The sequence below is a fragment of the Streptomyces sp. NPDC020884 genome, assembly GCF_044333935.1.
Lineage (GTDB): Bacteria > Actinomycetota > Actinomycetes > Streptomycetales > Streptomycetaceae > Streptomyces.
This window is the reverse complement of record NZ_JBIRRY010000006.1, coordinates 418,537-440,783: the sequence shown is the minus strand read 5'-3', so window position 1 is coordinate 440,783 and position 22,247 is coordinate 418,537. Positions and strand designations below refer to the sequence as shown.

Here is a 22,247-nt window from a genome sequence, read left to right as displayed (position 1 = left end):
CGGGCGGCGGGGCGAGGCTGAGGGGGTCCGGATGCCGAGCCGCCCAGGAGAGTCAGCGGTGACCAGCCAGCCTCCCCCGCGCCCCGCCGCCCGGTCCTACGACGGCGAGGGCATCGTCGTCGGCTTCGACGCGCACCGCTGTCTGCACGCCGCCGAATGCGTGCGCGGCCTCCCCGCCGTCTTCGACGTCGGCCGCCGCCCCTGGATCCTGCCCGGCAACGCCGACGCCGACGAGGTCGCCGACGTCATCCACCGCTGCCCGAGCGGCGCCCTCCAGTACCACCGCACCGACGGCATGCCCGACGAGGTCCCCGACGTCCCCACCCATGTCTCGCTGCACGCCGACGGGGTGCTGCACCTGCGCGGGGACCTCGAGGTCGGCACGCCGTACGGGCCCCGGCAGGAGACCCGGGTGATGCTCTGCGGCTGCGGCGCCACGGGCAACACGCCGTACTGCGACCACAGCGGCCGCTGCGCCGGACACGGCTGAGGCGGCCCGCACGGACCGGGTCCGGACACAGCGGCCGGGCGGCGCGCGGCGCGCCGGTCGGGTGAATCGGTCTGAGCGATATATCTGTATTTAGTGCCCTTTATTCCGGATGCCCCGCCGCCCGAACCGGACACCCCGCTGTGATCGCGCTCATCGTCGCCCACTTCGCACTGGCGGCCTGCGCGGGCCCGCTGGTGCACCGTCTGGGCCGACGGGCCTTCGTCGTGCTCGCCCTGCCCCCGGCGGCCGCCACCGGCTGGGCCCTCACCCGCTGGAGCACCGCCGCCTCCGGAGGCGCGGACACCTGGACCTGGCAGTGGATCCCGGACTACGGCGTCACCCTCGACCTGCGCCTGGACGCACTGGCCGAGCTGATGGTGCTGCTCGCCGCCGGGGTCGGCGCACTCGTCCTGCTCTACTGCGCCTCCTACTTCACCGACGACACCCCGCAACTGGGCCGCTTCGCCGGAAACCTGCTCGCCTTCGCCGGGGCGATGCTCGCCCTGGTCCTCGCCGACGACCTGATCACGCTCTATGTGTTCTGGGAGCTGACCACGGTCTTCTCCTACCTGCTGATCGGCCACGGCAGCGAACACCGGCACAGCCGCCGCTCCGCCCTCCAGGCCCTCGTGGTCACCACCTTCGGCGGGCTCGCCATGCTCGTCGGCTTCCTGATCATCGGTCAGGCCGCGGGCACCTACCGGATCTCCGCGATCGTCGCCGATCCGCCCGAGACCACCCTCGCCGTGTCCGTCGCCGTCGTCCTGGTCCTGTGCGGGGCCCTGTCCAAGTCGGCGATCTGGCCGTTCTCCATGTGGCTGCCGAACGCCATGGCCGCACCGACCCCCGTCAGCGCCTACCTGCACGCCGCCGCGATGGTCAAGGCCGGGGTCTACCTGGTGGCCAGGCTCGCCCCCGCCTTCGCCGACGTCCCCGTCTGGAAACCCGTCGTCCTCGTCCTCGGCGGCGCGACCATGCTGCTCGGCGGCTGGCGGGCGCTGCGCCTGAACGACCTCAAGCTCGTCCTCGCCTACGGGACCGTCAGCCAACTCGGCTTCCTCACCCTGCTCGCCGGGACCGGCAACCGCAACGCCGCGCTCGCCGCCGTCGCCATGATCCTCGGGCACGCCCTCTTCAAGGCCCCGCTGTTCCTCGTCACCGGCATCGTCGACCACGCCGCCGGCACCCGCGACCTGCGCGAGCTCTCCGGGGTCGGCCGCTCCCTGCCGTACGTCGCCGGGGTCGCCGTGCTCGCCGCCGCCTCCATGGCCGCCCTCCCGCCGCTGCTGGGCTTCGCCGCGAAGGAGGCCGCGTTCGAGGCGCTGCTGCACGGATCCGCCGCCGAACGCTGGGCGCTGGCCGTCGTCGTCGCGGGCTCCGCGCTGACCACCGCGTACACCCTGCGGTTCGTCTGGGGCGCGTTCGCCCGCAAGCGCGGCGTCCCCGACACCCCCGTCCACCGCGTCGGCGCCGCCTTCCTCGCCCCGCCCGCCCTGCTCGCCGTCCTCGGCCTGGTCCTCGGCCCCGGCGTCGGCTGGACGGACCGGCTGCTGGGCGCGTACGCCGACACGTTCCCGGCCGACCCGGACCCCTACCACCTCGCCCTCTGGCACGGATTCGGCCTCGCGCTGCTCCTGTCCGCCCTCGCCTGGGCCGGCGGCGCGGTGCTCTTCCTCGGCCGCACGACCGTCACCCGGCTCTCGCGCCGGATCGCCTGGCCCACCGCCGACAGCGTCTTCGGCCATCTGCTGCTCGGGCAGGAACGTCTCGCCCTCCAGGTCACCGGCTTCATCCAGCGCGGCTCCCTCTCCGTGTACCTGGCCACCACCCTGCTCGTCATGCTCGGCGGACAGCTCGCCGTCCTCATCGTCGACACCCCCTGGAACGGGGCCGTGCGCCCCCGGCTCTGGGACAACCCGCTCCAGGGCGCGGTCGCCGTACTGACCTGCGCCGCCGCCCTGCTGTGCCTGACCGTGCGACGGCGTATGAAGGCCGTCGTCCTGGCGGGCCTCACCGGCTACGGCACCGCGCTGCTCTTCGTCGTCCAGGGAGCGCCCGACCTGGCGCTCACCCAGTTCTGCGTCGAGACCGTCGCGATGATCGTCTTCGTGCTGGTGCTGCGCCGGATGCCCGTCCACTTCCAGGAGACCGTGAGCACCTGGCGGCGCGCCACCCGCATCCCGGTGGCCCTCGCGGCGGCCGCCACCGTCGGCGTCGGGATGTGGGTCGCCGCCGCCGCGCGCACCGCCGAACCGGCCGGCGCCGCCATGGTCCAGGAGGTCGCCGACCACGGGTACAAGGACGTCGTCGCCACCATCCTCGTGGACCTGCGCGCCTGGGACACGATGGGGGAGTCCGCCGTGCTCGCCGCCGCCGCCGTCGGCGTCACCAGCCTCATCTACCTGCACCGCCGCAGCGAGGGCTCCATGGCCCAGGAGGAGTTGCAGGGCCGCACCGCCTGGTCCCTGTCCGCGCACCACTCCTCCAGGCTGCCGCAGGGCGACGACGCGGCCCCCGAACGCAGCTGGCTGGCCGCCGGAGCCACCCTCGCCCCCGAACACCGCTCGATCGTCTTCGAGGTGGTGGCCCGGCTGCTGTTCCACCCGATCCTGGTCCTCTCGGTCTATCTCCTCTTCTGCGCCGAGAGCCTGCCCGGCGGCGGCTTCGTCGCCGGACTCGTCGCCGGGGTCGCCCTGATCACCCGCTACCTGGCGGGCGGTCGCTTCGAACTCGCCGAGGCGGCCCCCCTGCAGCCCGGACTCTTCACCGGCCTCGGGCTGTTCATCTCCACCGGAGTGGCCCTCCTCGGACTCTCGGAGGGCACCGTCCTGCACGCCTTCACCTACCACGGGCACCTGCCGGTCTTCGGCGACTACCACCTGAGCACCTCCGTCCTCTTCGACTTCGGCGTCTACCTGCTGGTCCTCGGCGTCGTCCTGGACATCGTGCGGGCCCTCGGCGCCAAGGTCGACCGGCAGATCGAACGAGCGGCGGGCGTCCTCACCCCCGACGGCGGACCCGAGGCGGGAGCGCCCCTGCGATGATCGTCAGCGCCTCGCTCATCGCCACCGCCGTCGTGCTCTGCGCCGTCGGCGGCATCCTCATGCTGACCCGCCCGCTGACCCGCATCCTGCTCGGCGCCGTCATCCTCGGCAACGGCATCAACCTGCTGGTCCTCTCCTCCACCGGCCGGGCCGGCGCCGCGCCCCTGCTGTACGGGGTGTCCCTGAGCCGGGTCACCGACCCGCTGCCCCAGGCCATCGCGCTGACCGCCATCGTCATCACCCTGGCCACCACCGCGTTCCTGCTGGCCATGGCCTACCGCAGCCACCAGATCACCGGCACCGACGAGGTCCACGACGACCTGGAGGACCGGCGCATCGTGCTGCGCGCCGAAGTCCTCGGCGAACGGGCCCAGTTGCGCGAGCGGTTCCGGTCGGGCGCCGAACCCACCGCCGAGGAGCGCGAACGCTACCGCGACGAGCGCCGCCGGCTCCGCGACCGGCTCCGCGCCGACCGCGCACGCCAGGCCCGGGGCCGCGACGCCTCCGGCAACCTCTGGAACGACGTGCTGGGCGCGGACCCGGAGGACTACGCACGCGACGGCGACGCCAAGGCGGACGACCGCTACCCCCGCGACCGAGGAGCCTGACGGATGAACGCGCTCGTTCCGCTGCCGGTCCTGCTGCCGCTGTGTGCCACCGGCCTCAGCCTCGCCTTCGGCACCCGCCTGGGGCGCTTCCAGCGCTTCATCAGCGTCGCCGTCCTCACCGCCGTACTCGCGCTCTCGGTGATCCTCATGATCGCCGCCGACCGGCAGGGCCCGCTCTCCGTCCACCTCGGCGACTTCGCCCCGCCGCTCGGCATCACCCTGGTCGCCGACCGGCTGTCCGGGCTGATGCTCACCGTCTCCTCGGCCGTCACGCTCTGCGTGCTCGTCTACTCCCTCGGCCAGGGCATGACCGACCGGGACAAGGAGACCCCGCTCGCCGTCTTCCACCCCGCCTACCTGATCCTCGTCGCCGGAGTCTCCTGCACCTTCCTCGCGGGCGACCTCGTCAACCTCTACGTCGGCTTCGAGATCATGCTGGTCGCCAGCTTCGTCCTGCTCACCCTCGGCGGCACCGGCCCCCGGATGCGGGCGGGCTCCACCTACGTGATCATCTCGCTGTTCTCCTCGATGCTCTTCCTCACCGCCATCGCCATGACGTACGCGGCCACCGGCACCGCGAACTTCGCCCAGCTCGCCGAGCGCCTGCCCGAACTCCCCATCGGCGTACAGACCCTGATCCAGGCGCTGCTGCTGACCGTCTTCGCGATCAAGGCCGCCGTCTTCCCGCTCGCCGCCTGGCTGCCCGACTCCTACCCGACGGCCCCGGCCCCGGTCACCGCCGTCTTCGCCGGCCTGCTCACCAAGGTCGGCGTCTACTGCATGCTGCGCACCGAGACCCTGCTCTTCCCCGGCAACCGCATCGGCGACCTCCTGATGGCCCTCGCGCTGGCCTCGATGGTCGTCGGCATCCTCGGCGCGGTCGCCCAGACCGACCTGAAGCGGCTGCTCTCCTTCACCCTGATCAGCCATATCGGCTACATGGTCTTCGGGATCGGCCTGGCCACCCGCGAGGCGTACGGCGGGGCCATCGTGTACGTCGCCCACCACATCACCGTCCAGACGACGCTGTTCCTCGTCACCGGGCTCATCGAACGACGCGGCGGCACCACGGAGCTGACCCGGCTCGGCGGTCTGGCCCGAGCGGCTCCGATGCTCGCCCTGCTGTTCTTCGTCCCCGCGATGAACCTCGCCGGGATCCCTCCGCTGTCCGGCTTCATCGGCAAGCTCGGGCTGATGCGCGCGGGCGTCGCCGACGGCGGTGGCTGGGCCTGGGTCCTGGTCGCCGGCTCGGCGGCCACCAGCCTGCTGACGCTGTACGTCGTCGCCAAGGTCTGGAACCTGGCCTTCTGGAGGGCCGCCCCGCCCGGCCAGGCCGCCGCCGGCACGGTCCTGGAGTCCGGCGACGACAGCGACGACGACAGCGACGCGGGCCCCGACCGGATCCCCGGCACCGGCGACGAGGGCGTCGGGCCCGCGCCCCGCCCGGCGGGCCGGGCGGGCGCCGCGACCCTGCACGGACGGGCCGTCACCACCACCGTCCGGCTGCCCCGGCCGATGACGGCGGCCACCGCCGCGACCATCGCGATCGGCCTGGCCTTCACGGTGTTCGCCGACCCGCTCACCGCCTTCACCGACCGCTCGGCCGTCGAACTCCTCCAGCGGACCCCCTACATCCAGGAGGTGCTGGGCCGGTGAGACGCATCCTGCGCTTCTCGTTCCGCAACGCCGATCTGCCGCCGCTGAGCTGCGAGTTCGGCACCCGCCGCCGACGGGTGCTGGACCTGCCGCTGATCGCCTGGCTCACCGTCATCTGGGTCCTGCTCTGGTCGACCCTCACCTGGGCCAACGTCCTGACCGGCCTGGTCGTCTCGGTCGTCGTCTGCCTCGCCTTCCCGCTGCCCCGGGTCGACCTCGGTCTGCGGCTCCACCTCTGGGGCATCGTCTGCCTGGCCGGCTATCTCTTCCACGACATGTACACCTCGGGGGTGAAGGTCACCCGGCAGATCTTCTACGGTCTCCCGCACCGGGCCGCCGTCATCGGCGTCCCCCTGCGCTGCCGCAGCGACCTGATGCTCGCCGCCACCGCCGTCGCCGTGTCGAACGTCCCCGGCGGCTCCATCATCGAGGTGCGCCGGGCGACCGCCACCGTCTTCCTGCACGTCCTGGACGCCGACCGGCCCGAGGAGCTGGAAGCCGCCCGGCGCAAGGTGTGGCGCCTCGAGGAACTGACCGTACGGGCCTTCGGCACCCCGGACGAGATCGCCCGGGTCGCCGAACCCCCGCCACCGCCCCAGCTCGCCGCCGGGAGGCCCGCACCATGACCGCACCCGAACAGGTCGACCGGATCCTGCTGACCACCGCCGTCGTCCTGATCCTCGTCGCCGGTGGCCTGCTGCTGGCCCGGATCTGGCGTGGCCCCTCCATGCTCGACCGGGCGATCTCGCTGGACGTCTGCGCCGCCCTGATCATCGCCGGGCTCGGCGCCAAGTCGGCGTTCGCCCGGGACCCGTTCTACTTCCCGATCATGCTGGTGCTGGCCTTCCTCGGGTTCACCGGATCGGTCGGCATCGCCCGCTTCATCGCCGTACGCGACCGGCCCCGCCACCCGTCCCGCCCGCCGCGGCCCGGCGACGCCCAGGAGGGCCCGCGATGAGTCTCTGGCTCCAGATCGTCGACACGGTCGGCGCCGTGCTGCTCCTCATCGGCGCCGCGATCTGTCTGCTCGGGGTGATCGGCATGATCCGGCTGCCCGACGTCCTCTCCCGCAGCCACGCGGCGACCAAGCCGCAGACCCTCGGCATGATCCTGGTGCTGGCCGGGGTCGCGCTGCGGCTGCGCAGCGGCATGGACCTCGCCACCCTCGCCCTCATCGCCTTCTTCCAGATGCTCACCGGCCCGGTGGCCTCGCACCTGGTGGCCCGCTCCGCCTACCGCACCGGCCAGGTCGACCACGACGAACTGCTCTTCGACGAACTCGACGAGCAGCTCACCGAGGGCGAGTGAGGGTCCGCCGGCGGGCCCTCACGCTCCCGGCAGGCGGTCCAGGAAGCCGCTCACCGAGCTGACCCGGCCGTCCTCGGCCAGCCGGACCACGTCGAACCCGGCCACCGGCGCCGAGCCGTCCGCCGGGGAGACGAGCTCCCAGGAGAACCGGACCAGGTCGTGGTGCCCGTCCGGCGTCCCGGCGGGCCGGAACCGGAAGCCGGGGAACTGCTCGTGCGTGCCGGCGATCAGGGCCGCCAGACCCTCGTGCCCGCGCACCTCGGCGAGCGGGTCGCAGTAGCGGGCGTCGGCGGTGAACGCGGCGGCGACCGCCTTCGCCCGCTCCTCGGCTCCGGTGGCGTTCCAGGCGGCGAAGTAGCGCTGAACGGCCTCGTCGTACGCGGTCATGGTGGGGCCCTCTCCTCCGGAGCCCCGGCGGTCCGGGGCGGTGGTCCCACCCTGTCGCGGAGGTGCCGGAGGCGTCGATTACCCGGGAGGTAAGGAGGTGTGGGCCGACCGGGGCGGCGGCCTGGCCCCAAACACCCCACCGGCCGGTGTCCCGCATGCCATGATGCGGGCAATGCCGGACGCTGGGGGGCGTATGGGAAGCACGGGCACAGTGCTGCGCGAATTGCGCGGCGCACAGAAGAGCGCCAAGGGCGTCTCGCTCTACTCGCGGTACGTGAACCGGCCCGCCGGGCGACTGCTCGCGGCGGGGGCCTTCCGCGCGGGTATGACACCCAATCAAGTGACTCTGACCAGTGCGTTGTTCACGTACGGGGCGCTGGCATCGGTCGCGCTCGTCGAGCCGTCGTGGACGCTCGCCGTCGTGGTCTACGCGGCGCTCGCGGTCGGCTTCGCCTTCGACTCCGCCGACGGGCAGCTCGCCCGGCTCACCGGCCGCGGCGGGCCCGACGGGGAGTGGCTGGACCATGTCGTGGACTGCGGGAAACTGCTGCTCGTCCACGCCGCCGTGCTGATCTCCTTCTACCGCTTCGGTGAACTGCCCTCGGACGGCTGGCTGTTGCTGCCGCTGGGCTTCCAGCTGGCCGCCGTCCTGACCTTCTGCGCGGGGCTGCTGCGCGAACAGCTCGGCAAGGCGGCGGCGAGCGCCCGGGGTCCGTCGTGGGCGGCGCCCGCGGCTCCGGTGTCCCGGGTGCGGGCCGTGGCGCTGCTGCCCGCCGACTACGGGGTGTTCTGCCTGGTGTTCCTGCTGCTCGGCGCACCCGGGGCCTTCCGCACCGGGTACGCCGTGCTCGCGGTGGTGCACACGCTGTTCCTGGCGGCTTTCCTCGCCAAGTGGTTCAGGGAGCTGAAAGCGCTCCGGGCCGGCTGACGAGCACGTCCAGCGCCCGGCGCAGCTGGGTGCTGGACGTGTGCACGGTGTACGGGAAGTAGACGACCTCCACGCCCACTTCGGCGAAGTCGCGCTCCAGCTTCTGCCCCTTCTCCGTGCCCCGCCAGTCGTCGCCCTTGAAGATCACGTCGAACCGGACCTGCTGCCAGGTCTCGACCTTGTCCGGCACGGTCTCCACGAACGCGGCGTCCACGAAGCGCACGCTGCGGACGATCTCCAGTCGTTCGCGGAGGGGGATCATCGGAGTGTGTCCCTTGGCGAGGGCCGCCATCTCGTCCGACACGACCCCCGCGACCAGGTAGTCGCACTGACTGCGGGCGTGCCGCAGGATGTTGAGGTGCCCGACGTGGAACAGGTCGTACACCCCGGGTGCGTAACCCACCCTGTGCTGCACCATCCGTATCTCTCCCCCCACGGTGAACATGGCCCGGTGATGTTCCAACGACCTTACTGTGAAGAACACTTGTGCAAGCCGTGAACGGATAAGCTCGACGGGGGGCTGTTCCTCGGTGGGGACAGCGGCTGTTGTGGGGGGAAGGCGATCGTCCGATGTCCGAAGCGTCAAGGCCCGGTCCGTTGCGAGGCCGCCGACTTCTGCTGGTTTCGACCAACTATGCGCCCGAGCTCACGGGCATCGGCCCGTACGCCACCCAACTGGCCGAGCACTGGGCCGCGTCCGGCGCCCGCGTCCGGGCGCTCACCGGCATGCCGCACTATCCCGCCTGGCAGCTGGAGGAGGCTTACCGGGGCGTCTGGCGGACGGTGGAGATACGCGGCGGCGTCGGCGTGCACCGACGACGGCACTACGTCCCGCCCCGTCAGACCGCCCTGAAGCGTGCGGCGTTCGAGGCGAGCATCCTCGCCACCGGGCTGATCGCCCCGCCGCCCGGACGGCCCGACGCCGTGATCTCCCAGCTGCCCAGCCTCGCCGGCGGTGTCATCGGAGCGCGCCTCGCCCGCCGTCACCGCGTCCCCCACCTCCCCGTCGTCCAGGACCTGATGGGCGCCGCGGCCGCGCAGAGCGGCATCCGGGGCGGAGGCAGGGCCGCCGCCGTCGCAGCGGCAGCCGAGCGGTACGCGCTGCGCGGGGCCGCCCTCGTCGGCGTCATCCACGAGAGCTTCGTCCCCGGCGTCCGGGCCCTCGGCGTCGACCCCGGCCGCATCCGCCTGGTCCCCAACTGGACCCATGTGCAGGGCCCGACCGCCGACCGGGCCGCGACCCGGGCCCGGCTCGGCTGGCCCGAGGGCGTCCCGGTCCTCCTGCACTCCGGCAACATGGGCCTCAAACAGGGCCTGGACGTCCTGGTGGACACCGCCCGCCTGGCGAGCGACGTCCGCGTCGTCCTGATGGGCGACGGCAACCAGCGCGACGCCCTGCGCGCCCGCGCCGGCGAACTGCCCAACGTGGAGTTCCTGGAGCCCGCGCGGGCCGAGGAGTTCACCGACGTCCTCGCCGCCGCCGACGTCCTCGCGGTCACCCAGCGCGCCTCGGTCCTCGACATGAGCGTCCCCTCCAAGCTCACCTCCTACTTCACCTCCGGACGCCCCGTGATCGCCTCCGTCGCCGACGAGGGCGGCACCGCGGACGAGGTCCGCCGCTCGGGCGCCGGAGTCCTCGTCGCCCCCGAGGATCCGGCCGCGCTGTTGGCCGCCGTGCGGAAGCTGGCCGCCGACCCGGCCGCCGCCGACGCCCTCGGGGCCGAGGGGCCGCGCTATGTGGCCCGCCATCTGAGCCAGGAGGCGGGCCTCGCCCGCTTCGACGACCTGCTCGCCGAGGTCCTGCCGGACGCGCAAGGGAGCTCCCGCCGATGACGCCACAGCACCGCGCCCCGGACGACCAGGACGAGCCGGCCCTCCTGCGCGACCAGTTCCGCCAACTCCTGCGCTACCGGAGCCTGCTGGCCTCCGGAGTCGTCATCGGCCTGCTCGGCGGCGGCTATCTCGCCCTCAGCGGCGAGGACACCTACACCGCCACCGGCGAGGTGCTCGTCCGCTCCGCGATCTCCGACCCCTTCGCCGCCGGGTCCACCGCCGACAAGGGCATCAACATCGGCTCCGAGCGCCAGACCGCCGTCAGCGACACCGTGGGCACCCTGGCCGCCGGGACCCTCCTCAAGGCGGGCGACGACGTCACCGCCCGCAAGCTGCTCGCCGGGCTCCAGGTCACCAACCCGCCCAACACCCTCACCCTCCGCTTCTCCTACACCGGCACCGGCCCCGAGCAGGCCCGAGCCCGCGCCGAGGCCCTCGCAGGCGCCTATCTGACCCACCGCAAGGCGCGGACCGAGGAGAGCATCCGGAACATGTCCGACGGCTACCGGGCCCAGCTCGAGCCGTTGGAGGACAAGCGGGACCTCCTGGAGGAGCAGATCGGCGCGGGCGCGGCCGACGACGTCACCAGCGCCCGCGCCAACATCATCGTCTCCATCTCCGAGCTGAGCCGGAAGATATCCGAGCTGGGGGCGCTGGACACCACCCCCGGCTACCTCAACAAGAAGCCCGTCGCCCCCACCGCGCCCACCGGCGCGGGACTGCCCCTGCTCCTCGGGCTCGGCGGCGTCGTCGGCCTCGCGCTGGGGTTGCTGCTCTCCTGGGTGCGCCTCGTCTTCGACCCCGCCGTACGCTCCACCCGAGAGCTCGTCCACTCGCTCGGCGCACCCCTGCTCGGCACCCTGCCCCGGGAACGCGCCGCCGCGGGCGGCCTGCTCGCCATCGGCCGGGGCGGCTCCCGGCTGGCCGAGGAGTACCGCGCCGTCGCCTTCCGGCTCGCCTACGACCCGTCGTTCGCCGAGGGCCGCCGCCTGCTGGTCACCGCCCCGCGCGGCGACAACAGGGCCGCCGCCGCTGCCGCCGCCAACCTGGCCGCCGCCTTCGCCGAGATGGGGCGCGACGTCCTGCTCGTCGAGGCCGATCTGCGCACCCCCTCCCTCGCCCGCGACCTGGGACCCGCCGCCCACGAGGTGCGCCCGCCGCGCTGGGCCGCCGAGGAGGGCGACGGCAGCTGGCCCACCGGCGGCCGCTCCAACGTCGACGTCCCCGGCTCCGGGGCCTTCGCCCTGGTCCCCGGCGCCACCGTCGACAACGTCCCGCGCGCCCTCACCTCCCCGCCCGTCGGACGCATCGTCGCCGAGGCCGACCGGACCGGCAGCGTCGTCATCGTCCTCGCCCCGCCCGTCCTGTCCTACGCGGACGCGGTCGCCCTGGTCGACCGGGTGGCGGGCGTCATGATCGTCTGCGATCCGCGCGAGGTGCACCGCAGCGACCTGGAACGCATCCGCGAGATCATCGGCGCCTCCGGCGGCCGTGTCCTCGGCGCCCTGCTCCACCCGGGCCGGGGCCGCCTGCGCCGGAACGGGCGCCGCACCGCATCACCCCGGAGCCGTTCCGGCGGCGACGACGGCGGGGCCCCGGCGGCCGGCCCGGACACGCCCGAACGCACCGGCGATCCCGCCGAGACCCTCGGCCTGCGCTCCGTCACCCTGCCGGCCGCGCGCCGGTGAGAGCCCGCACCGCCGTCCTCTGCTCGGTCGCGGACCAGGGCGTGGCGGCGCTCACCAACATCCTCGTGCTGGTGGCCGCCGCCCGGCTCTCCACCCTCGACGACTTCGCCCGCTTCTCCGCCGTCTACCTGGTCTTCACGGTGCTGCTCGGCGTCTCGGGCGCGTACACCGGACAGCCGCTGGTCCTGAAGCGCGGCGGCGAAGAGACCCGCGGCGCCTGCCGCTCCGCCGTCGCCTTCACGGTCCTCGCCTCGGCCGCGCTCGGCGCGCCGGCGGCCGCCGTCTGCCTTCTCCTGCCCGGCGACACCGCCCGCGCCCTGCTGGTGCTCGCTCTCGTGCTTCCCGTGGTGCTGGGACAGGACGCCGCACGGTACGCCTTCGCCACCCTTCAGCAACCCCATCTCGCCCTGCTCGCGGACCTCTTGAGGCTGGCCTGCGTGCTCTGCGCGCTGGGGACGCAGGCGTACGGGGCCTCTCCCGCCCGCCTGATCGGACTCTGGGGCCTGTCCGCCCTGCCCGCCCTCCTGCTCTCCGCCGCCCTCCTCCAGCGCGCCACCGCCGGGGCCCCGCTGCGGCTGCGCCCGATGCTGCGGCGCGGCCACCTCGGGCAGCGCTTCACCGTCGAGTTCGGCGTCGGCAACGCGACCGGCCAGCTGTCCGTCCTCGGCCTCGGCGCGGTCGGCAACCCGCTCCTCGTCGGCGCGCTGCGCGGGGCGACGACCCTCTTCGGACCGCTCAACGTGCTCTACACCTCGGCCACGTCCTTCGGCCCCCCGCTGCTCGGCCGCATCGGCGACGAGCGCCGCCGGATCCGGGCCACCGCCGCGCTCGCCGCCGTCCTCGCCGCGACCGCCGCGCTCTGGGCCACCGGGCTCGCCCTGCTGCCCGAGAGCGCCGGACGGGAACTGCTCGGCGACACCTGGCCCACGGCCGCCGCCCTGCTCCCGGCGACGGGCAGCCAGTACGCCGCGATGGCCGTCGGCACCTGCGGGCTGCTCGCCCTGCGCATGCTCGACCCGCGCACCACGCTCTCCCTCCAGATCGTCTTCTCGCTCACCGCCGTGATGTTCCTCGCGGGCGGTTACGTCATCGGGGGCGTCCCCGGCGCCGCCTGGGGGCTGTTCCTGGGATCGCTCTGCAAGGCCGTCGCCACCTGGATCAGGGTGGCCGGGATCCGCCGCAGGAGGCCCGTGCCGCAGGAGGACGTCAGCGCCGACGCGCTGCCCTCTGCTCCCTGAACGTGCTGATCAGCGCCAGGCACAGGGCCGCGATGGCCAGCTTCCCCGCCGCCTGGAGCAATGGACCGCGCAACAGGATGAAGGTGTATCCGGCGATCAGCGGAGCGGCGATGGCCAGCACACTCCCGGGGCCGGGCCCCGCGCGGGTGACGGCCAGGGCATAGCGACGGTCGGTGCGGGCCGACGCGTAGCCGATCAGGGCCAGGCCACCGATCATGCCGGTCGCGCCGAGATCGACCCAGAACTCGGTCCACATCGGGGCCGAGAGGTTGGTCATCCGCAGCCCCATCCACTGCCCGACCCGGACCCCGGTGTCCTCCGGCTTCCCGCTCCACACCGCGCGAGGCACGAAGAACAGCCCGGAGCCCGCCAGTTGGCGGCCGTAGGTGTGGCCCCGGGTGTCGACCCACGAGATGGTGTTGGCGAACATCACCATCTGGTCGTAGTCCTTGGTCACCAGCGGATCGAAGACCGAGGCCGACTGGACGGCCCGCTGGCCCCCCTCCTCGTACCGGAATCGGTCCGCGTACGGAAAGACCACCAGCGCCCCCACCACCCCCGTCGTCAGCACCGTCCGGTAGACCGCCGCACTGCTCGGGAACGCCGCGAACAGGAACGACACCAGCACCGTCAGGAACCAGTAACGGGCGTTGGAGACCGGGTTGTTCACCACGAGGTTCAGCGCCGCAAGCGCCACCCACACCAGCACCGTCGAGGGGGTGCGCCGGGCCCGGAAGGAGGTCGCCAGGCGGCGGGTGTAGAAGAGCAGCGCCAGCAGCGCCGGGACCTGGCCGAAGCCCTTGATGAACGCGGAGCCGACATTCGATCCCTCCGTGACGACTCCGCTCGCCGCCACGGTCTCGTTGATCTCCTGCCGGCTGGAGAAGAAGACCGCGGGCCCGCCCAGCTTCAGCACGTAGAACGCGCTCGCCGCGAACGCCACCAGCACCAGCAGTCGCAGCCGCAGCGGATCCGCCAGGGCCGGCCCGCCGCCCGAGCCCCGCGCGGAGGGCGCCCGGCGGCGCAGCGGCCGCCGCGAGGCCAGCAGCGCCCCCAGGTCATAGGCGGCACACCCCACCAGGACCATCGCGATGGCCGTGACCAGGTCCTGGCGCGGCCCCACCATCGGCGTCGGCGTCTGCCCGATCACCACCTGGGCGAACGGGGCCACGCCCATCGCGATGTACACGAACATCCAGAAGACGCCCTGGAGCAGCCGCCGCCGGGTGGAGAGGATCATCGTCGCCAGCCGGGCCCCCGCATAGCAGGTCAGCACCAGCTGGAGCCAGTACGCGGTGTCCCGCACCCCGCTGCCGGGCTGGGCGGCGATCACGGCGGGCAGGAAGCAGACCAGGCCCAGGATCAGCGGCACCGCCAGCGCCCGCGACAGCATCGCCCAGGCGATCGGCCGTGCCGCGACCGCGGGGGTGGTCCGCCCCCGCGCCGACGTGTGCACCGACGTCATGCGCCCCCCCCCGGGATCAGTGAACCGCTGAACACTCTAACGAATCAGCTCACTTGAGGGGGTCCGATGACTACGCTGTGAATACTTGGCCATAGTCGAGGGGAACTCTGGTGAAAATCCTGCACGTTGTCACGCTCCACACCCCGGACCACGCCTTCGGCGGTCCGACCCGGGTCGCGTTCAACCTGTCCAAGGTCCAGCGCGCCATCGGCGACGACGCCCGCGTCATGGCCCTCGGAGACGGCTTCCCCGACGGCGAACTCCCCAGCCGGGTGGAGGGAGTTCCGGTCCATCTCTTCCAGGCCCGGCACCTCCTGCCGATGTTCGAGGTCAGCGGCATCACCTCCGCCGCGCTGCTGAACACCGCCCGCCGCATGATGCGCGGCGCCGACCTCGTCCATGTCCATCTGATGCGGGACCTGGTGACCCTGCCCGCGGCGCTCCTCGCACTCGCGACCCGTACGCCCCTGGTCGTCCAGACCCACGGCATGATCGACCCCACCGAGAAGAAGGTCGCCCAGCTCACCGACCTGCTCGGGGTCCGCAAGGTGCTGCGCGAGGCGGACGCCGTCCTGCATCTGACCGAGATGGAGCGGGTCGACGTCAACGCCGTCGCCGCTCCCGTGCCGCTCACCCGCACCGTACGGCTGGTCAACGGGGTCCGCCCGCAGGAGCGCAAGCCCGCCCGTGAGCCCGGCCGCCCGCCCACCGTGCTGTATCTCGCCCGGATCCAGGAACGCAAGCGCCCCGAGGACTTCGTCGCCGCGATGCCGCACGTGCTCGCCCGCCACCCGGACGCCCGGTTCGTGCTGGCCGGGCCGGACACCGGCGCGCTGTCCGGCACCCTGGCCCTCGCCCGGAAGCTGGGGGTGGCCGACTCCCTCGACCACGTCGGCCCGTTGGAGCACGACGCGGTCCTGGCCGCCGACCGCGAGGCCGATGTGTATGTGCTGCCGGCGATCGAGGAGCCGTTCCCGGTCTCGGTGCTGGAGGCGATGTCGGTCGGCACCCCGGTCGTCATCACCCGTACCTGCGGGCAGGGCCCCGATGTGGCGCGGGCCGGTGCGGGCCGGGTGATCGACAGCCGGGTCGGCGAGGACGCGGCCAACGCGCGCAAGGTCGCCGACGCGATCCTGGAACTGCTGGAGCCGGAGGCCGCCGAGCAGGCGGGCAAGGCCGCCTGGGAGCTGGTGAACGAGCACTTCACCATCGAGGCCGTCACCGCCACCCTCCGGCGGACCTACCAGGACGTGGTCCGCCGGCGGCGGGGGTGACCGGCCGGCCCGTCAACGCAACGGCTTCTCGCGGGACTTGAGCGCGATCTGCCAGCGGTAGAAGCTCATCGCCAGCGCGAAGTCGAAGCCCGCCCGGCCGTCCAGGAAGCCCCGCCGGTAGAAGTACATATAGGCGAAGGACACCACCGGCTTGAACGGCGCCTTGTGGAACAACTGCCCCTGGCGCGACTTGACCTGGCGCACCTGCTCCTTCACCTGGGGGTGCTGCTCGAGCCACGCCTCCCAGTCCGAGTAGCGGTTGTGCCGCTCGAACCAGGCGGTCACCGGGTCGAGGTCCTGGTGCTCGATGGGGTGGGTGAGCGTGCCCACGCTCGCCGCGACCGGCTGGTAGTGGCCCTCGACCTCCCCGATGCCCGGGGCGTCCAGGTCCCCGACCTCCGGGTAGTGGCAGCGGGTCCGGTCGGTCAACGACCGCTTGCGGATGGTGTATCCGTGCCGCAGCCGCTTCCCCGAGAACCAGTAGCCGAGCGGAATGTCGTACGCGGCCGGCTTCGGGGCCGCGGCGTCCCGGAAGGTCTCCCGCAGTTCGGCCAGCAGCCCGGGGCTCAGCCGCTCGTCGCCGTCCAGGAGCAGGATCCAGTCCAGATCGGTGCGGACGTTCTCCAGGCACCACTGCTTCTTGCGCGGATGGCCCCCGTCCCAGGTGTACGCGACCACCTCGGCCCCGCACTCCTCGGCGATCTTGACGGTGTCGTCGGTGCTGTGGGAGTCCACCACCACGACCGCCTCGAAGTGGCCGAGCACCGATTTCACCGCCTCCGCGATGTTGAGCCCCTCGTTCTTCGTGGGAATCGCCACGGCTATCGGCAGCCGGGGCCGTGCGGAGGTCTTTCCAGCGGTCATCCCTTGGCTCCTTCGGGCAGCCAGGCGTAGCAGCCTGTGGAGGTGAACGTGCGGGCGGACTTCGGGATCGTGATCTTCCGGGACGTGCCGGTGTCGGAGCTGCCCGAGGACAGCTCCTTCCCCCCGGCCCCGGCGATCAGCCAGGAGCAGTCCGCGGTGGGGGAGGCGGACCGGTAGACGCCCGGCCGGAGCCTCTTCCCGGTGTGGACGCCGTCCGGGTAGGCGTACGCCGCCTCGTCCACCAGGTCCTGGTGGAGCGGGCAGAGGCCGGCGACCGCGGCCGCCGCGTCCGGGATCTCGTCCGTGGCGATGGCGCCGACGGCGGTGTCCCGGTCGGCCTTGACCAGATAGCGGAGCCGGTCGCAGGTCTCCTGGCCGGTCTGGAGCACGGCGGCCGGGTCCATGCCCTTGGGCACCCGGTCCTCCAGATACTCCTTCTGCTTCTTCGTGAAGGTCCCGGTGGCCGGGGTGATCTTGTCGGAAGGCGTCTTCGGGCCCTCGGCGGCCGGCTTCTCCGGTTCTTCGGGCTCATGCGGCTTCTCGGTGGCGGCTGTGGCCGGTGTCGTGGGCGTGCCGGCGGACGGGCCGGGGGCGGCGGGCCCGGAGGCCGCGGGGCGCTGGGCGCCCGCGGCCTGCGGACCGTTCCCGTCGGCGGACGAACCGCAGGCGGCCAGCGCCGCCGCCGTCATGACGACGACGGCGCCGGCCAGGAACGGGTTCCTCATCGGATCAGCCATTCCTCAGGGCGTAGTGCGCGCTGACCTGGGAAGCGGTCAGCGTGGTCGGATAGACGGCGGTCTCGTCGATCTGCCCGGCGAAGAAGTTGCTCGTCGGGCGGGTCGGCCAGCCGGACAGGTTGTCCCCGCCGACGCGCCAGTACCCCGGTTGGCTCTCGTTGCCGGAGACCAGGATGTTCGACGCGCGCAGCTGCCCGTCGACGTACAGCGACATCCCCTGGCCCAGGGGGCCCTGGGTGGCGACGACGTGGTGCCACTGGCCGTCGTTGTAGGCGGCCGAGGTGGCGACGGTGCGTGCCCCGCTGCTCTGGACGCCGAAGACGAGCCGCCCGTCGTTGCGCATGTAGACGTGCTTGTCGTGGCGGGTGCTGTTCTGCTGCGTCATGTTGCCGAAGCCGATGATCTTCCCGCCCCGGGTGGTGGTGGTCCTGATCCAGGTCTCCACCGAGAACCGGGGCGGCGCCGGGTGCAGCCGGTTGCTGTACGCGTACTCGTCGGCGCCGTTGAAGCCGATCGCCGTCGAGGGTCCGGCGACCGCCGCCGGGGTCTGCCGGTAGGCCGGTCCGTTGCGCAGGAAGCCGTTGTCGAGGTTGCCGCTGCTGTCGTGCGCGAACGTCGAAGTGCCCTCGTCGTAGCGCCAGTAGAGACTCGCACCGTCGGACCTGACCCGCGCCGGGTACGCCTCCGTCGTGCTCGCCACGGTCGCGGACTGGGCCGGGGACCTGGCGCTGGTGTTGGTCCCGTCGCTCGCGGTGATCCGGTACGAGTGGGTCTCGCCCGGCGCGACGTCGGTGTCCTGCCAGGTCAGCTGCGGCCGGTCCCAGAAGACCGAGTAGCCGGTTGTGGTGTGGATCGGGGTGTTCGAGCCGTCCTTGTAGATCCGGTAGGTCAGCTCACCGTCGTCGGTGTCGAAGCTGGTCTGCCAGTTGACGTCGATCTGCCCCGGAGTCTGCGTGGAGAGACTGACGTTGGGCACCCAGGGCACCCCCGTGTCCGGGCCGTCCGCGAACCGGGTCAGCCCCTGCTGCGGCTTGCTGTTGACCGTGGTGAACTCGCCGCCCACCCACAGGTAGTGGCGGCCGCCCCCGCTCGTCTGGCTCATCACGCGCGGCCCGACCGGTTCGCCGATCCCGTCGTTCGTGTCCGGGAACCACGGCAGCAGCTTCGGGTCGTCGACCGACTGGGCCAGCAGGTGCTTGCGCGGCTGGTCGGGGAACGCGCCCATGCTGGAGCAGTCGTGGGCGTGACTGCCGCTGTACAGCACCCCGGAGTGCACCAGCACGGACTGGGTCGCGCCGAGGCAGGTGTCCCGCCAGCGCTGCTGGAAGTCGTCGAGGTCCAGCGCGATGCGCCCGTCGAACACCCCGCCGCCGGTGCCCTCGTTGCCGGTGTAGAAGCCGGTGGCGTCGGTGGTGATGTCCTGGACCGTGGAGTTGTTGTGGATGAACCCCGGGTAGGACTTGGCGAGTTGCCCGGTCGTGGCGTCGACCACGGCCAGTGCGTGGGTGTTCGTGCCGTTGATCCGGAAGAAGTCCCCGCCGAGCAGCACGTGCTGCCCGTCCGGGGTCACCTCGACGGCCCGTGCGACCTCGTCGGCGTTGGCCGTGAAGGGCAGCAGTGAGGCTCCGGTCGTGACCGCGGCGAAGTGGCTCCTGGTCTGCCCGCCGACCGTGGTGAAGTCGCCCGCCAGATAGACCGTGTCGTCGGTGACGGCGAGCCCCCGCACGGTCGCGGATACGCCGATCTTGAAGGTGTTGCTGACCGTGCAGGTCTCGGTGTCGATCGCCGCGACATTGCTCACGCCGACCCCGTTCACCGCACCGAACTGGCCACCCGCGTACAGGGTTTCGCCGTCCGGTGACAGGGCCAGGGACCGGACCGTCGCCGTCCCGGAGGAGATCGTGAAGGACAGCGAGCAGTCGGTGGGCGCGCCGGTCGCCGCGTCGAACGCGGCGAAGTTCACCGCGGACCGTTCGCCCGTCCCGGGGGCGGCGGACGGCGGCCGCAGCGTGGAGAAGGTGCCGCCCGCGTAGACGACGCCGTCGCCGGCGGCCATCGACCAGACGATGCCGTTGGTCTGCCAGGTCGTGAGGTCGTCCGCGGTGATGGCGACCGGCGGTGTCAGCGCCGCCGCCGGGGAGGTCCCGGCCGCGGTCGCGGTCAGGGCTCCGGCCAGCAGACCGAGAGCGGCGGAGGCGGCCCGCACACGGCCGCGCCCTCCGGATCTCTGCCCCGTGCTTTCGTTCATCATTCAGCTCCGAAGGTGAGAACGAGCTGCGGCCGAAAGGCCGCGGATCCTGCCTCGCCCGACCGGATGCGCGGACTGTCTGCCGCGCTGCTGGTCGGGACGAGTGAGTAGGAGGAGCCCAGGGCCCCGCCCGGTGCCGGCGCGGAGAGCTCCACCGCGTAGTCGGTGGAGACGGCGGTTGCGCCGGTGATCGTCCCGGGCGCGGACGCGGCGAGCGCCGGCCGGGAGGTGTGGGTGACCGGGGACCCGGTCCGGGCGCCGGTGACCGGCGCCGCGCTGTTGCTGTGGCTGTCGGGGGAGCCCGCGCCGGAGAACCGCCGGGTCGCCCCGTTCATCTGTCCACCCGGACGGCGGCCCCGGTCAGCTGGTCGTTCAGCCGGCGGATGTCCGCGTCGACCATGATCCGGGCCAGCTCCCGCGACTTCACCTCGGGCTTCCAGCCCAGCAGCTCCTCGGCCTTGGACGCGTCGCCGATCAACGCGTCGACCTCGCTGGGGCGTTCGTACTTCGGGTCGTAGCGGACGTGCTCGCGCCAGTCGAGGCCCGCGTGCTCGAAGGAGAACTCCAGGAACTGCCGGACGCTGACGCCCTCGCCGGTGGCGATCACGAAGTCGTCGGGGGTGTCGCACTGGAGCATCCGCCACATGGCGTCCACGTACTCCGGCGCGTACCCCCAGTCCCTGATCGCGTCCAGGTTGCCCAGATGCAGGCGGTCCTGGAGCCCGGCCTTGATCCGGGCGACGCCCCGGGTGATCTTCCGGGTCACGAAGGTCTCGCCCCGGCGCGGCGACTCGTGGTTGAAGAGGATCCCGTTCACCGCGAACATGCCGTACGCCTCGCGGTAGTTGACCGTGGCCCAGTAGGCGTACACCTTCGCCACGCTGTACGGGCTGCGCGGGTGGAAGGAGGTCTTCTCGTTCTGCGGGGGCGGGCTGGCGCCGAACATCTCGGAGGACGAGGCCTGGTAGATCCGGGTCCGGATGCCGCTGGCCCGGACCGCCTCGAGCAGCCGGACGGTGCCGAGCCCGGTGACGTCACCGGTGTACAGCGGGGCGTCGAAGGAGACCCGCACATGCGACTGCGCACCCAGGTTGTAGACCTCGTCGGGCTGGATGTCGCGCAGCAGGTTCACCAGCGCCACGCCGTCGGACAGGTCCGCGTGGTGCAGGACGAAGGAGCGCTCCGGCTCCTCGGGGCCCTGGTAGATGTGGTCGATCCGCTCGGTGTTGAAGCTCGAGGAACGGCGTATGAGCCCGTGCACCGTGTAGCCCTTGTCGAGCAACAACTCGGCCAGATACGAACCGTCCTGGCCGGTCACTCCGGTGATGAGCGCGGTCTTCGCCACGATTCCCCCTTCTCTGCTGATCGCCTGGGCGGCGATGTTCACCGATATTCCGGAATTGGAGCGTTCTGCGGCAAAACGTCACCGCAGTCCCTTTCTGCTGGCACAATCCGAGCCATGACGACCGAACTCCCCGTCCCGTCCCAGGAATCCGCCCGCCCCCTACTGCGGCCCGGCTCCCGCATATTCGTCGCGGGCCACCGCGGCCTGGTCGGCTCGGCGGTGGCCCGCCGCCTCGCCGACGACGGCCACGAGGTGCTCACCCGCGGCCGTGACCTCCTCGACCTGCGCGACGCCGCGCGGACCGAGACGTATCTGAAGGAGGTCCGCCCGGACGCCGTGGTGCTGGCCGCCGCCAAGGTCGGCGGGATCATGGCCAACAGCACCTACCCGGTGCAGTTCCTGGAGGACAACCTGCGCATCCAGCTGAGCGTGATCGCCGCGGCGCACGCGGCCGGGACGCGACGGCTGCTCTTCCTCGGCTCGTCCTGCATCTACCCCCGGCTCGCACCCCAGCCGATCCGTGAGGAGTCGCTCCTCACCGGTGAGCTGGAGCCCACCAACGAGGCGTACGCGCTCGCCAAGATCGCCGGAATCGTCCAGACCCAGTCCTACCGGCGGCAGTACGGCGCCTCCTTCATCAGCGCCATGCCCACCAATCTCTACGGGCCCGGCGACAACTTCGACCTGGAGACCTCGCACGTCCTGCCCGCACTGATCCGCCGCTTCCACGAGGCGCGACGGGACGGGGCTCCCGAGGTGACCCTGTGGGGATCCGGCAGCCCGCGCCGCGAGTTCCTCCACGTCGAGGACCTCGCCGCCGCCTGCGTACGCCTGCTGGAGGCCTACGACGGGGACGCACCCGTCAACATCGGCTGCGGAGAGGACCTCACCATCCGCGAACTCGCCGAAACCATCCAAGAGGTGACGGGCTATCAGGGCCGGATCGTCTGGGACACCTCGAAGCCCGACGGGACGCCCCGCAAGCTGCTCGACGTGACCCGCCTCTCCTCCCTCGGCTTCCGGCCGCGGATCCCGCTGCGCGACGGCATCGCCCGCACCTACGCCTGGTGGCAGGGGCAGCTTCCATCCGGGCGGTGACGGCGCGCCGCTGCCCGCGCCCCCGCGCCCCGGCGC

General features: G+C 72.5%; 22 protein-coding genes. 14 read left to right on the top strand and 8 right to left on the bottom strand.

The window, feature by feature from the left end; all coding sequences use genetic code 11:
- Positions 1–31 precede the first annotated feature (31 nt).
- The 7 genes from ACH4UK_RS21295 (at position 32) to mnhG (ending at position 7,106) form a co-directional block, all read left to right on the top strand.
- Positions 32–490, top strand: a complete 459-nt coding sequence (locus ACH4UK_RS21295; RefSeq protein ID WP_398358414.1) for a (4Fe-4S)-binding protein — start codon at positions 32–34, stop codon at positions 488–490.
- Positions 491–630: 140 nt separating this feature from the next.
- Positions 631–3,534: a Na+/H+ antiporter subunit A gene (locus ACH4UK_RS21290; RefSeq protein WP_398358412.1), complete on the top strand. Its 2,904-nt coding sequence runs from the start codon at positions 631–633 to the stop codon at positions 3,532–3,534.
- A complete protein-coding gene (locus ACH4UK_RS21285; RefSeq protein WP_398358410.1) occupies positions 3,531–4,142 on the top strand; it encodes a Na(+)/H(+) antiporter subunit C in 612 nt (203 codons plus the stop codon). The genes ACH4UK_RS21290 and ACH4UK_RS21285 overlap by 4 nt, the downstream gene beginning before the upstream one ends.
- A gap of 3 nt (positions 4,143–4,145) precedes the next feature.
- Positions 4,146–5,798 carry a Na+/H+ antiporter subunit D gene (locus tag ACH4UK_RS21280; RefSeq protein ID WP_398358409.1) on the top strand — a complete coding sequence of 551 codons (1,653 nt, stop codon included), beginning with the start codon at positions 4,146–4,148 and terminating at the stop codon, positions 5,796–5,798.
- Positions 5,795–6,424: a Na+/H+ antiporter subunit E gene (locus ACH4UK_RS21275; RefSeq protein WP_398358407.1), complete on the top strand. Its 630-nt coding sequence runs from the start codon at positions 5,795–5,797 to the stop codon at positions 6,422–6,424. Before ACH4UK_RS21280 ends, ACH4UK_RS21275 begins: the two co-directional genes overlap by 4 nt.
- Entirely contained in the window at positions 6,421–6,756 is a 336-nt protein-coding gene (locus tag ACH4UK_RS21270; protein ID WP_398358405.1) for a monovalent cation/H+ antiporter complex subunit F, read from the top strand. Before ACH4UK_RS21275 ends, ACH4UK_RS21270 begins: the two co-directional genes overlap by 4 nt.
- Positions 6,753–7,106, top strand: a complete 354-nt coding sequence (gene mnhG / locus ACH4UK_RS21265; RefSeq protein WP_398358404.1) for a monovalent cation/H(+) antiporter subunit G — start codon at positions 6,753–6,755, stop codon at positions 7,104–7,106. Before ACH4UK_RS21270 ends, mnhG begins: the two co-directional genes overlap by 4 nt.
- A gap of 18 nt (positions 7,107–7,124) precedes the next feature.
- Here the strand turns inward: mnhG and ACH4UK_RS21260 are convergent, their stop codons facing one another.
- Entirely contained in the window at positions 7,125–7,493 is a 369-nt protein-coding gene (locus tag ACH4UK_RS21260; RefSeq protein ID WP_398358402.1) for a nuclear transport factor 2 family protein, read from the bottom strand.
- A gap of 193 nt (positions 7,494–7,686) precedes the next feature.
- Here ACH4UK_RS21260 and ACH4UK_RS21255 point away from each other — a divergent pair, with 193 nt between their 5' ends.
- Entirely contained in the window at positions 7,687–8,421 is a 735-nt protein-coding gene (locus ACH4UK_RS21255) for a CDP-alcohol phosphatidyltransferase family protein (protein WP_398358400.1), read from the top strand.
- Here ACH4UK_RS21255 and ACH4UK_RS21250 read toward each other — a convergent pair.
- On the bottom strand, positions 8,390–8,839 hold the full coding sequence (locus ACH4UK_RS21250) for an adenylyltransferase/cytidyltransferase family protein (protein WP_030079843.1): 450 nt from the start codon (positions 8,837–8,839) through the stop codon (positions 8,390–8,392). The genes ACH4UK_RS21255 and ACH4UK_RS21250 overlap by 32 nt on opposite strands.
- Positions 8,840–8,991: 152 nt before the next feature.
- Between ACH4UK_RS21250 and ACH4UK_RS21245 the strand changes: the two genes are divergently transcribed.
- The 3 genes from ACH4UK_RS21245 to ACH4UK_RS21235 are packed head-to-tail and all read left to right on the top strand — an operon-like array spanning position 8,992 to position 13,180.
- The gene (locus ACH4UK_RS21245) at positions 8,992–10,254 is read left to right on the top strand and encodes a glycosyltransferase (protein ID WP_398358398.1); all 1,263 of its coding nucleotides are present in this window, start codon (positions 8,992–8,994) and stop codon (positions 10,252–10,254) included.
- Positions 10,251–11,942, top strand: a complete 1,692-nt coding sequence (locus ACH4UK_RS21240) for a lipopolysaccharide biosynthesis protein (protein WP_398358396.1) — start codon at positions 10,251–10,253, stop codon at positions 11,940–11,942. The genes ACH4UK_RS21245 and ACH4UK_RS21240 overlap by 4 nt, the downstream gene beginning before the upstream one ends.
- Entirely contained in the window at positions 11,939–13,180 is a 1,242-nt protein-coding gene (locus ACH4UK_RS21235; protein ID WP_398358394.1) for a hypothetical protein, read from the top strand. The genes ACH4UK_RS21240 and ACH4UK_RS21235 overlap by 4 nt, the downstream gene beginning before the upstream one ends.
- Here the strand turns inward: ACH4UK_RS21235 and ACH4UK_RS21230 are convergent.
- A complete protein-coding gene (locus tag ACH4UK_RS21230; RefSeq protein ID WP_398358392.1) occupies positions 13,149–14,645 on the bottom strand; it encodes a hypothetical protein in 1,497 nt (498 codons plus the stop codon). The two genes, ACH4UK_RS21235 and ACH4UK_RS21230, sit on opposite strands and share 32 nt — an antisense overlap.
- Before the next feature lie 110 nt (positions 14,646–14,755).
- Here ACH4UK_RS21230 and ACH4UK_RS21225 point away from each other — a divergent pair, with 110 nt between their 5' ends.
- Positions 14,756–15,919 (top strand): glycosyltransferase, encoded by a 1,164-nt coding sequence (locus ACH4UK_RS21225; RefSeq protein WP_398358391.1) that lies wholly within the window; start codon positions 14,756–14,758, stop codon positions 15,917–15,919.
- A 12-nt stretch (positions 15,920–15,931) separates the two neighbouring features.
- On the opposite strand, the gene ACH4UK_RS21220 is transcribed toward ACH4UK_RS21225, so the two are convergent.
- From ACH4UK_RS21220 to gmd, 5 genes are read right to left on the bottom strand one after another with little or no spacing between them, the layout of a single operon-like run.
- Positions 15,932–16,783: a glycosyltransferase family 2 protein gene (locus ACH4UK_RS21220; protein WP_398358389.1), complete on the bottom strand. Its 852-nt coding sequence runs from the start codon at positions 16,781–16,783 to the stop codon at positions 15,932–15,934.
- Complete coding sequence (locus ACH4UK_RS21215; protein WP_398358388.1) at positions 16,780–17,508, bottom strand: hypothetical protein; 729 nt, start codon at positions 17,506–17,508, stop codon at positions 16,780–16,782. The genes ACH4UK_RS21220 and ACH4UK_RS21215 overlap by 4 nt, the downstream gene beginning before the upstream one ends.
- Before the next feature lie 4 nt (positions 17,509–17,512).
- On the bottom strand, positions 17,513–19,771 hold the full coding sequence (locus ACH4UK_RS21210; RefSeq protein WP_398358386.1) for a LamG-like jellyroll fold domain-containing protein: 2,259 nt from the start codon (positions 19,769–19,771) through the stop codon (positions 17,513–17,515).
- Positions 19,768–20,103, bottom strand: a complete 336-nt coding sequence (locus ACH4UK_RS21205; protein WP_398358384.1) for a hypothetical protein — start codon at positions 20,101–20,103, stop codon at positions 19,768–19,770. The genes ACH4UK_RS21210 and ACH4UK_RS21205 overlap by 4 nt, the downstream gene beginning before the upstream one ends.
- On the bottom strand, positions 20,100–21,113 hold the full coding sequence (gene gmd, locus ACH4UK_RS21200) for a GDP-mannose 4,6-dehydratase (protein WP_398358382.1): 1,014 nt from the start codon (positions 21,111–21,113) through the stop codon (positions 20,100–20,102). Before gmd ends, ACH4UK_RS21205 begins: the two co-directional genes overlap by 4 nt.
- Between gmd and ACH4UK_RS21195 the strand changes: the two genes are divergently transcribed.
- Both ACH4UK_RS21195 and ACH4UK_RS21190 read left to right on the top strand, forming a co-directional pair.
- Positions 21,094–21,231 (top strand): hypothetical protein, encoded by a 138-nt coding sequence (locus ACH4UK_RS21195; protein WP_398358380.1) that lies wholly within the window; start codon positions 21,094–21,096, stop codon positions 21,229–21,231. The two genes, gmd and ACH4UK_RS21195, sit on opposite strands and share 20 nt — an antisense overlap.
- Positions 21,228–22,211 carry a GDP-L-fucose synthase family protein gene (locus ACH4UK_RS21190; protein ID WP_398358378.1) on the top strand — a complete coding sequence of 328 codons (984 nt, stop codon included), beginning with the start codon at positions 21,228–21,230 and terminating at the stop codon, positions 22,209–22,211. The genes ACH4UK_RS21195 and ACH4UK_RS21190 overlap by 4 nt, the downstream gene beginning before the upstream one ends.
- The last annotated feature ends 36 nt before the right edge of the window (positions 22,212–22,247 follow it).